The sequence below is a fragment of the Vibrio sp. V39_P1S14PM300 genome (genome assembly GCF_009904765.1).
Lineage (GTDB): Bacteria > Pseudomonadota > Gammaproteobacteria > Enterobacterales > Vibrionaceae > Vibrio > Vibrio proteolyticus.
The window spans coordinates 22,315-31,690 of sequence record NZ_WXWP01000353.1 but is presented as its reverse complement, the minus strand read 5'-3'; the positions used below and the strand labels follow the sequence as shown (position 1 = coordinate 31,690).

General features: G+C 49.9%; 8 protein-coding genes. 1 reads left to right on the top strand and 7 read right to left on the bottom strand.

Annotated elements, in window-relative coordinates:
- Positions 1-73 precede the first annotated feature (73 nt).
- The 3 genes from dapB to secA all read right to left on the bottom strand — a co-directional run bounded on the left by dapB (position 74) and on the right by secA (position 4,204).
- Complete coding sequence (dapB, locus tag CAG65_RS18635) at positions 74-883, bottom strand: 4-hydroxy-tetrahydrodipicolinate reductase (RefSeq protein ID WP_021705977.1); 810 nt, start codon at positions 881-883, stop codon at positions 74-76.
- 98 nt (positions 884-981) lie between these two features.
- Entirely contained in the window at positions 982-1,380 is a 399-nt protein-coding gene (gene mutT / locus CAG65_RS18630; RefSeq protein ID WP_161454595.1) for an 8-oxo-dGTP diphosphatase MutT, read from the bottom strand.
- A gap of 97 nt (positions 1,381-1,477) precedes the next feature.
- The gene (gene secA, locus CAG65_RS18625) at positions 1,478-4,204 is read right to left on the bottom strand and encodes a preprotein translocase subunit SecA (RefSeq protein WP_161454594.1); all 2,727 of its coding nucleotides are present in this window, start codon (positions 4,202-4,204) and stop codon (positions 1,478-1,480) included.
- A 322-nt stretch (positions 4,205-4,526) separates the two neighbouring features.
- On the opposite strand from secA, the gene CAG65_RS18620 reads away from it, so the two are divergent.
- Positions 4,527-4,982: a DUF721 domain-containing protein gene (locus CAG65_RS18620; RefSeq protein WP_040903129.1), complete on the top strand. Its 456-nt coding sequence runs from the start codon at positions 4,527-4,529 to the stop codon at positions 4,980-4,982.
- Between the two features lie 82 nt (positions 4,983-5,064).
- Here CAG65_RS18620 and lpxC read toward each other — a convergent pair whose 3' ends face one another.
- The 4 genes from lpxC to CAG65_RS18600 all read right to left on the bottom strand — a co-directional run bounded on the left by lpxC (position 5,065) and on the right by CAG65_RS18600 (position 9,366).
- A complete protein-coding gene (gene lpxC, locus CAG65_RS18615) occupies positions 5,065-5,982 on the bottom strand; it encodes a UDP-3-O-acyl-N-acetylglucosamine deacetylase (RefSeq protein ID WP_161454593.1) in 918 nt (305 codons plus the stop codon).
- A gap of 98 nt (positions 5,983-6,080) precedes the next feature.
- Positions 6,081-7,298: a cell division protein FtsZ gene (ftsZ, locus tag CAG65_RS18610; RefSeq protein ID WP_021706973.1), complete on the bottom strand. Its 1,218-nt coding sequence runs from the start codon at positions 7,296-7,298 to the stop codon at positions 6,081-6,083.
- A 30-nt stretch (positions 7,299-7,328) separates the two neighbouring features.
- Positions 7,329-8,591: a cell division protein FtsA gene (gene ftsA / locus CAG65_RS18605; RefSeq protein ID WP_021706972.1), complete on the bottom strand. Its 1,263-nt coding sequence runs from the start codon at positions 8,589-8,591 to the stop codon at positions 7,329-7,331.
- Positions 8,592-8,607: 16 nt separating this feature from the next.
- Positions 8,608-9,366 (bottom strand): cell division protein FtsQ/DivIB, encoded by a 759-nt coding sequence (locus tag CAG65_RS18600; RefSeq protein WP_021706971.1) that lies wholly within the window; start codon positions 9,364-9,366, stop codon positions 8,608-8,610.
- Between the last annotated feature and the right edge of the window lie 10 nt (positions 9,367-9,376).

Here is a 9,376-nt window from a genome sequence, read left to right as displayed (position 1 = left end):
AGGCAAGTTGATTTATTCTGTCACAGGTGTCTAAATACAAAAAAGCCGGCTTACGCCGGCGAATAATTATGTATTAAAGCTCATTGAGGTTGAGCACATCCGTCATGGTATAAAAACCCGCGGGTTTACTGTTCAGCCACACCGCAGCTTTGACAGCGCCGTTTGCAAAAGTCATCCGATCGGTCGCTTTGTGAGTGATCTCCACTCGTTCACCAATATCCGCAAACATGGCTGTATGTTCACCGACGATATCACCGGCACGGATAGTGGCGAAACCGATTTCATCACGGGTCCGCTCACCAGTGATCCCTTCACGGGCATACACCGCCACATCGTTCAGTTTGTTTCCCATTGCCTCGGCAATGGCTTCACCCATACCAATCGCCGTTCCAGAAGGAGCATCCACTTTATGCCGATGGTGCGCTTCGACGATTTCGATGTCACAATAGTCGCCCATCACCTTGGCAGCCTTCTCCAGCAGCTTGAAGACCAGGTTAACCCCAACCGAATAGTTGGGCGCCATCACCACTGGTACAGTCTTGGCGGCTTCGTCAATGCGCGCCCGCTCCTCATCACTGAAACCTGTGGTACCAATAACCAGCTTCTTAGCGTGCTTACGACACAGCTCCAGGTTCGCCAACGTACTGGCCGGGGCAGTAAAATCGATGATCACATCAAACTGATCGATCACTTTTTCCAAATCATCAACCAGAGCGATCTCCAGCTTACCTTCACCACACAACTCGCCCACGTCTACACCAACCAGTGAAGATTCCGGACGCTCGGAGCCTGCACCAAATCGGGCTTGCTGATTCTGTAAAGTCGCTTTCACCAGATTGCGTCCCATGCGTCCTGCCGCACCTGCAATCGCAATTTTTACCATTGCTTTGTTCTCCGTTCTTTTCTGCCCGGCTGATCCTCATCAGACGGTGTGTCTCTGTTGCCTTAAAACTAACAATATTCGCTGTGGGTGACCAGCGCTTATGAGAACTCTTTTAATACCTGCTCCAGGACCGGCACATTTGCCTCCGGAAAGGTGTAGTTCGCCAGCTCTGCCACATCAATCCAACGCCCTTCCTGCCCCTCTTTACCAAACGGTTGATGGTCGAACTCGGTCACCGTCATAAAATCGAACTTGAGTGACTTATCCGGATAATCGTATTCGAGATGTACGTAAGGCGCCAGTTGCGTCGACTCAATCCCAATTTCTTCATGCAGCTCACGGATCAGCGCCTGTTCAATGCTTTCGCCCACTTCGACTTTGCCTCCCGGGAATTCCCAGAAGCCACCTTTGTGCTTGTCGCTTGGGCGTTTGGTAATAAAAATCTGTGACTTATCTGAATTGAAAATAATCCCGGCCACAATATGAATGCGTTTCATTGTTCTCTTCCTACTTCCCACGCCACTTATGCGCAGATTTTACTTAAAAAAAGAGCCGCTCAACGCGACTCTTTTTAACAGGCAAACCGCCCGGTAATTAAGCAATTTTACCGTGGCACTGTTTGTATTTTTTACCGCTGCCGCACGGGCAAGGTTCGTTACGACCCACTTTACGCTCATCACGCACCATAGGTTGATGCGCCCCCGACTCTTCTTCACCGTCGGAGAGCGGGTTTTCTGCCACAGCGTGTTGCGCCTGAGCACGACGAGCGGCTTCTTCTGCCTGCGCCTGACGCTGAGCTTCCATCCGCTCGACTTCTTCCTGTTGCTGTACACGTACTTTCGACAGGATGGCAATCACATCAAACTTGAGTGAATCCAGCAAGCCCTCGAACAGTTCAAACGATTCACGTTTGTACTCCTGTTTCGGGTTCTTTTGCGCGTAACCACGCAGGTGGATCCCCTGACGCAGATGATCCATCGCCGCCAGATGCTCTTTCCACAAGGTATCGAGCGTTTGCAGCATCACCGATTTTTCGAAGTTGCGCAGGACAGTTTCACCAACGGTCTCTTCTTTGGCTTTGTAAACCGTAACAGCCGCATCGATGATTTTCTCACGCAACGCTTCTTCGTACAGTTTGTCGTCTTCTTCCAGCCATTGTTTAATTGGCAGATCCAAATCGAAGTCGTTACGTAAACGCTCTTGCAAACCTTCCACTTCCCACATGTCTTCCAGCGACTGAGGTGGGATGTATTCGTCGATCACCGACGTGAACACATCGAGGCGGTTCTGTTCAATCATGTCACTGATGTCATCAACGCTCATCAGTTCATCGCGCAGCTCATAAACCACTTTACGCTGGTCATTGGCGACATCGTCAAATTCAAGCAGCTGTTTACGGATATCGAAGTTGCGACCTTCCACTTTACGCTGGGCTTTTTCAATCGAACGCGACAGCATCTTGGATTCGATCGCTTCACCTTCATCCATACCACTTTGGATCAAGCTCGCCATCCGGTCTGAGGTAAAAATGCGCAGCAGAGAGTCTTCCATCGACAGGTAGAAGCGAGACGAACCAGCGTCCCCCTGACGACCAGAACGACCACGTAACTGGTTATCGATACGACGTGATTCATGGCGTTCAGTACCAATGATATGCAAACCGCCCGCTTCCAGCACTTGATCGTGCACCTGACGCCATTCAGCTTTGATGGCATCGATCTGTTCCTGAGTCGGGTTCTCCATTGACTCCACTTTGACCTGCCAGCTACCACCCAGCACGATATCGGTACCACGACCCGCCATGTTGGTGGCAATGGTCACCGAGCCCGGTTTCCCCGCTTCGGCGACGATTTCTGCTTCTTTTTCGTGGAATTTGGCGTTGAGTACGTTGTGCTTAATTTTGGCTTTCTTCAACGCGTTAGACAGCAACTCTGATTTTTCAATCGATACCGTACCCACCAGTACTGGCTGGCCTTTCGCCACGCGCTCTTTGATGTCTTCAATGATCGCCGCGAATTTTTCCCCTTCGGTGCGGTAAACCACATCAGGCATATCGTTGCGGATCATCGGTCTGTTGGTTGGAATCACCACAGTTTCCAAGCCGTAAATCGACTGGAATTCGAACGCTTCCGTGTCCGCCGTCCCTGTCATACCCGACAGCTTCTCGTACAGACGGAAGTAGTTCTGGAAAGTGATGGAGGCCAGTGTCTGGTTTTCGTTTTGGATCTTGACGCCTTCTTTGGCTTCGACTGCCTGATGAAGACCTTCAGACCAACGACGGCCCGGCATAGTACGACCGGTGTGTTCATCCACGATCACCACTTCGCCTTCGTCTGTCACGATGTAGTCAACGTTGCGCTCAAACAACACGTGGGCACGCAGCGCCGCGTTCACATGGTGCAGCAAGCTGATGTTGGTTGGTGAGTAGAGCGTATCGCCCTCTTCCATCAAACCGTTTTTGACCAGCAGTTCTTCAACAAACTCCTGACCAGTCTCAGTCAGATGAACCTGTTTCGACTTTTCATCCACGGTGTAGTGACCATCACCGCGGTACTCTTCTGAATCCTCTTTATCTTGCTTCTGCAGATGTGGGATCAGTGTATTGATGCGGGTGTAGAGTTCTGAGCTGTCTTCAGCAGGACCAGAGATGATCAGTGGCGTACGCGCTTCATCGATCAGGATGGAGTCCACCTCATCGACAATCGCAAAGAAGCGATCGCGCTGAACACGGTCTTCACTACGAAACGCCATGTTATCGCGCAGGTAGTCAAAACCAAATTCGTTATTTGTTCCGTATAAAATATCCGCTTGATACGCTGCTTTTTTCTCATGCGGCGGCATGTTCGGCACGTTGACGCCAACGGTCATACCCAGGAATTCAAACAGCGCACGGTTGGTCTCAGCATCACGCTTGGCAAGGTAATCGTTCACCGTGACAACGTGAACGCCTTTACCTGGCAGTGCATTCAAGTAAGCTGGCAAAGTGGCCGTCAGCGTTTTACCTTCACCGGTACGCATCTCAGCAATTTGGCCTGCGTTCAACACCATACCACCAATCATCTGCACGTCGAAGTGGCGCATGCCAAAAACACGTTTCGATGCCTCACGAACGGTAGCAAAAGCTTCTGGTAGAAGTTGGTCGAGTGTTTCACCCTTTTCCAGGCGCTCACGGAACTCGACGGTTTTCGCTTTCAGCTCGTCATCAGACAGAGCTTCAAAACTCGGCTCGTAATTATTGATCTCTTTTACAATCTTTCTAAGGCGACGCAATGTACGGTCATTACGGCTACCAATTACTTTTGTCAGTAGCTTAGTTATCATTTGCTATGAATCTCTCTTTCTTAGACCTTCCCTAGGTCTACTTTTTTGCCTTCAGTCTCTACCAGTCTTGAACTAAGAATACTGAGATAAATCATGTATCACATGAGATATTGTGATGAGAATACTGTATTTCAAGGCAAAAGTTACAATTTGCGGCCGTTAGTTTAAGGAATTTTTCCGCAAACAACCATCATCAAGGCCATTTGTTTGAAGCGGACTTATTTTTTATCAATTATTTGATGAACAATTGGTCGCTGACGCCCCTATCTTCTGGGCAAAGCTTGGATTACACTAACTGTAAATCGAAGTTTAGATTGCAATGATGAGAGACCACCGCCCTACTTCCACCGACACCATTCTGGCGAAATCCAAAATGAGCCAGCTACAGGCGCATGCAGAAGAGATCCTGGCGATCAACCGGATCCTCCAATCTCTGTTGCCTGCCAACGCGGCGGATCATTGCCGGGTAGCAAACCTGAAAGACAGTGTGCTGGTGCTTGAAGTCGCCAGTGCAGCGATCAAAATGAAGCTTGACCGCGATCGGCTGCATTTATTGAACCAGCTGCGCCATCAGGGTTACGCTCGTCTGATCAGTATAGAGATCAGGATCAATCCGGATCTCTACAGAGTCAGAAGCGTCGCAGAAGAGAAGCAGAGTGCACCGCCCAGACCACCGATTTCAGACTGTGCGGCCGCTTATCTGCGTACTATTGCGCAAAATGCGCCGGACAAAATCAAACAGCGCCTGGAAAATATCGCCAAACTGTCACGCAAATAAACCACCAGTATTGCCCAAATCACAAAATTCGGATGTAAAAAAACCAGACCTCAGGTCTGGTTTTTTATAATCTATTTTGCCGTTACGCCAGAACCATATTTGGCTCTGCAAACGCAACTGGAGAACCCGCTTCTTCTTCAAACGTTGCCCATTCCCACGCTTCCTGATCCGCCAGTACCGCACGCAGCAACTGGTTATTCAGACCATGACCGGATTTAAAGGCACGGAATTCACCCACGATCGCATGACCACACATGTAAAGGTCACCAATCGCATCCAGCACTTTATGGGTTACAAATTCGTTTTCAAAACGCAGGCCGTCTTCGTTCAGAATACGGTAATCGTCCAATACGATCGCGTTATCGAAGCTGCCGCCCAAGCACAAATTCTGTGCCTGAAGGTATTCGATATCACGCATAAAGCCGAACGTACGAGCGCGAGAGATCTCTTTCACAAACCCTTGTGAAGAGAAGTCGAAGCGCAGGTGCTGCTCGTCAGAGTCGATCGCCGGATGGCTGAACTCAATTTCGAAGTCCATACGGAAACCGTTAAACGGTACCAATTCAGCCCACTTGTCGCCATCTTCGATGCGCACTGGCTTTTTAATACGGATAAAACGTTTAGGTACGTTCAACGTTTCAATACCGGCTTGCTGAAGCAGGAACACAAACGGGCTCGCGCTACCGTCCATGATTGGGATCTCCGGCGCATCCACTTCGATGACGACGTTATCGATCCCCATTCCTGCCAAAGCCGCGTTCAAGTGCTCAACAGTCGAGATGCGCACGCCTTCGTCATTGACCAAAGCGGTACACAGCATAGTATCGCGTACAGATTCTGCGTTCGCCGGGAAATCAACCGGTGGATTGAGATCGGTACGACGGTACACAACCCCAGTGTTTGCAGCGGCAGGGCGAAGAGTAAGCGTGACTTTACGACCAGAGTGGAGACCCACACCAGTTGTTTTCACTATTTCTTTCAGAGTACGTTGTCTGATCATCTACTTGCCTCTATATAAGTGCTACAAACCACGGCCGATGATGCCATTGACCGGGTATGCTACCATAATTTTGAACAGTGTCAAATTATGATGATTTCTTAATCAGCCTGACGACGCAAGAATGCTGGTATATCCAAGTAACCACTTTCCTTCTCAGCTTTCGGTGCGGCTGCCTGATTAGACGAGCTCGATGCCGCTGGCTGGCTGACTTGTGGTTTTTCCTGCTGCAAAGGTTGTGCCGGCTTCTCTTCCACTTTGGCTGCAGGTTGCTGAGGAACAACTGGTGCAGTTTGCTGTGGTTGAGCAACTGGTGCGACTTTTGCCTTACCGCCAGCCACCAAAGTGATGTCTGGTTTTTTCTCGTTGCCGATACCCGTGGCGACCACGGTGACGCGGATTTCTTCCGTCATATCAGGATCCAACGATGTACCGATAACCACTGTTGCATTGTCAGATGCGAAGGCTTTCACTGTGTTACCCACAGTTTCAAACTCATCCAGACGCATATCCAGACCCGCCGTGATGTTAACCAGCACACCACGAGCGCCTGCCAGATCGATGTCTTCTAGTAGCGGGCTGGAGATAGCGGTTTCTGCCGCTTCTTCAGCACGGTCTTCGCCTTTCGCGACACCGCTGCCCATCATGGCGTGACCCATTTCCGACATCACAGTACGAACGTCAGCAAAGTCGACGTTGATCATGCCAGGACGAGTAATCAACTCAGCAATACCCTGAACAGCATTTTTCAGTACATCATTCGCGCTGGCAAAGGCTTCAAGCAGAGTGACGCCGCGACCCAGTACTTTCAGAAGCTTCTCGTTTGGAATCGTAATCAGAGAGTCCACATGTTTAGACAGCTCTTCGATCCCCTGCTCGGCAAAAGCAAGACGCTTTTTACCTTCAAAGCTGAAAGGCTTGGTCACCACTGCGACAGTCAGAACACCCAGTTCTTTTGCCACTTCTGCGATAACAGGAGCAGCACCAGTACCAGTACCACCGCCCATACCCGCTGCGATAAATACCATATCGGCACCGGTCAGCACTTCTTTAATGCGATCGCGATCTTCGAGAGCGGCTTCACGCCCGACTTGAGGGTTAGCGCCCGCACCCAGACCTTTAGTGATGTTGCCACCAATCTGAATCACTGTGTTTACGCTTGTTTTACGAAGTGCTTGTGCATCCGTGTTAACACTGATGAATTCCACACCTTCGATGGACTCACGCACCATGTGTTCGACAGCGTTACCGCCGCCACCACCTACTCCAACGACTTTAATTACTGCATCGTCAGACATTTCCATCATCGGTTCAAACATGTGTTATCTCCGCCTTTCCTGCTGCTCAGGTTAAAATTCTTTCTGTATCCAGTTACGCAAACGACCTAACAATCCCGACATGGACTGGCGCTTCGGCTCGTTATACTCGGTATCGTCGTTAATTCGACTGTCTCTTGCGTAATGAAGTAAACCAACTGCCGTAGAATGGTACGGCTCCTTTACATAATCTGTGAGCCCGCTCACTTCCAGTGGCTTGCCGACTCTGACTTGGTTGCGGAATACCCGTTCCGCACACTCGACCAAACCTTCAATTTGTGCCGCCCCGCCGGTGAGCACAATCCCTGCTGCCAAATGGTGTTTAATGCCATCCTCACGCAGTTTTTCTTGAACAGTATCGATCGTCTGATTAACCAGTCCCATAAGTTCAGTGTAGCGAGGTTCAATTACCTCAGACAAGGTTTGTCTTTGTAAACTGCGCGACGGGCGACCGCCAACACTAGGAACGTTAACCGTATCATCCTTGCTGACCAGCTCACTAAGAGCACAGCCATATTTTACTTTGATCTCTTCTGCGTCGCTGACTGGAGTACCAAACGCAAACGCGATATCACTGGTCACGGCGTTACCCGCATATGAGAATACTTCGGTGTGGCGCAGCGCGCCGCCAGTCCAGATGGACACATCCATCGTACCCGCGCCGATATCGACGACGCAGACACCCAACTCACGTTCATCTTCGGTAATCACGGCGTTGCTAGACGCCAGGCCCGAATAGACCAGTTGTTCCACTTTCAGACCGCAACGTTCTACCGCTTTGATGATATTCCGTGCCATGTCATTGTGGCATGAAATCAGGTGAACACTCACTTCCATCCGAACCCCAGACAAACCAAGCGGATTCTTGATCCCTTCCTGATAGTCTATGGTAAATTCCTGCGGGATCACGTGAAGAATGCGTTGTTCATCCCCAATTTTGATCGATTTCGCAGTATGAATGGCGCGATCCATATCATCCTGAGAAACTTCTTCCTCAGAAATGGTGCCCATGCCTTTTTCAATCCGGCTCGCGATATGGCGGCCGGAGAGAGAAATAAACACATTGCTGATGCTGCATTCTGCCATCAACTCAGCCTGGTCAATGGCACGCTGAACCGACTTCACGACCGATTCCAGATCGTTGACGCCGCCTTTATCCATCCCACGTGATGGGCTGGTACCGGCACCAATAATGTTGATCTGACCATCAGGGAGCAGTTCACCGACCAGAGCTGATACGGTTGCAGTGCCTATATCGAGACCAACAATAATGCTGTCATCTGCAGTCTTAGTCATCTGAGTTCTCTTGTGCTTACTCTTCTTTCGGGAACCAACCAACGGCGGCTCCGGTATCGTACCTGAGGTCGACGTAGCTGACTTTTTCAGCCTCGCTACCTAATTTCTTATACAGGAATAAAAAACGTTCGATCCTTTCTTCGAGCGATTCTTTGCCCAATTCCAGACGAATGCCATTCTCCAATATGATTTGCCAGGCTCGGCGTTCGTTTAATACTAATGAGCTGATGTTCAGCCCCAGAGTTTGAAAACGCGGCTCGATATCTTTCCAGACCGAGAGAACTTCTTCACTGGATCCCTGCGGACCGTAAAGTTTCACTCGCTCCTCTTTCAGTTTACCGACATCGCCGTTAAACACCTGACCTTTGTCATTCAGCAGTGCGGTCCCATTCCATATCGCGGCCGGGTGATTCTCCGTCAAAAACACTTTGATGGTATCAGGCCACTGTTTACGAATGGAAGCATGCGCAACCCAAGGGATGGTTTGTACGGTATTCTGCAGTCCATCGATATCTTCCGACATAAATGTTCCGATGTGATCCAGCTTCGCGAACGCGCGCTGGACATCCTGAGCCGTGACGTATTCCAAATCGCCTTGTAACACAATCTTAGACAGGGGTAATCGTTGATCGTCCCACATCCATGACAGTGTTGAATAGAGCATTGAGCCAATCAACAACAAAACCACCAGCAGAAAACAGCCGCCTGTGGCATGTTGTCTGACTAGTGGATAATTGGGTAACCAACGGCCTTCATTTAAAGCACTTTTAATCAAAGTCCGTTGT

Excerpts from the sequence above, each read along its gene's own strand:
- dapB (WP_021705977.1), bottom strand. The coding sequence starts at position 883 with ATGGTAAAAATTGCGATTGCAGGTGCGGCAGGACGCATGGGACGCAAT.
- mutT (WP_161454595.1), bottom strand. The coding sequence starts at position 1,380 with ATGAAACGCATTCATATTGTGGCCGGGATTATTTTCAATTCAGATAAG.
- secA (WP_161454594.1), bottom strand. The coding sequence starts at position 4,204 with ATGATAACTAAGCTACTGACAAAAGTAATTGGTAGCCGTAATGACCGT.
- CAG65_RS18620 (WP_040903129.1), top strand. The coding sequence starts at position 4,527 with ATGAGAGACCACCGCCCTACTTCCACCGACACCATTCTGGCGAAATCC.
- lpxC (WP_161454593.1), bottom strand. The coding sequence starts at position 5,982 with ATGATCAGACAACGTACTCTGAAAGAAATAGTGAAAACAACTGGTGTG.
- ftsZ (WP_021706973.1), bottom strand. The coding sequence starts at position 7,298 with ATGTTTGAACCGATGATGGAAATGTCTGACGATGCAGTAATTAAAGTC.
- ftsA (WP_021706972.1), bottom strand. The coding sequence starts at position 8,591 with ATGACTAAGACTGCAGATGACAGCATTATTGTTGGTCTCGATATAGGC.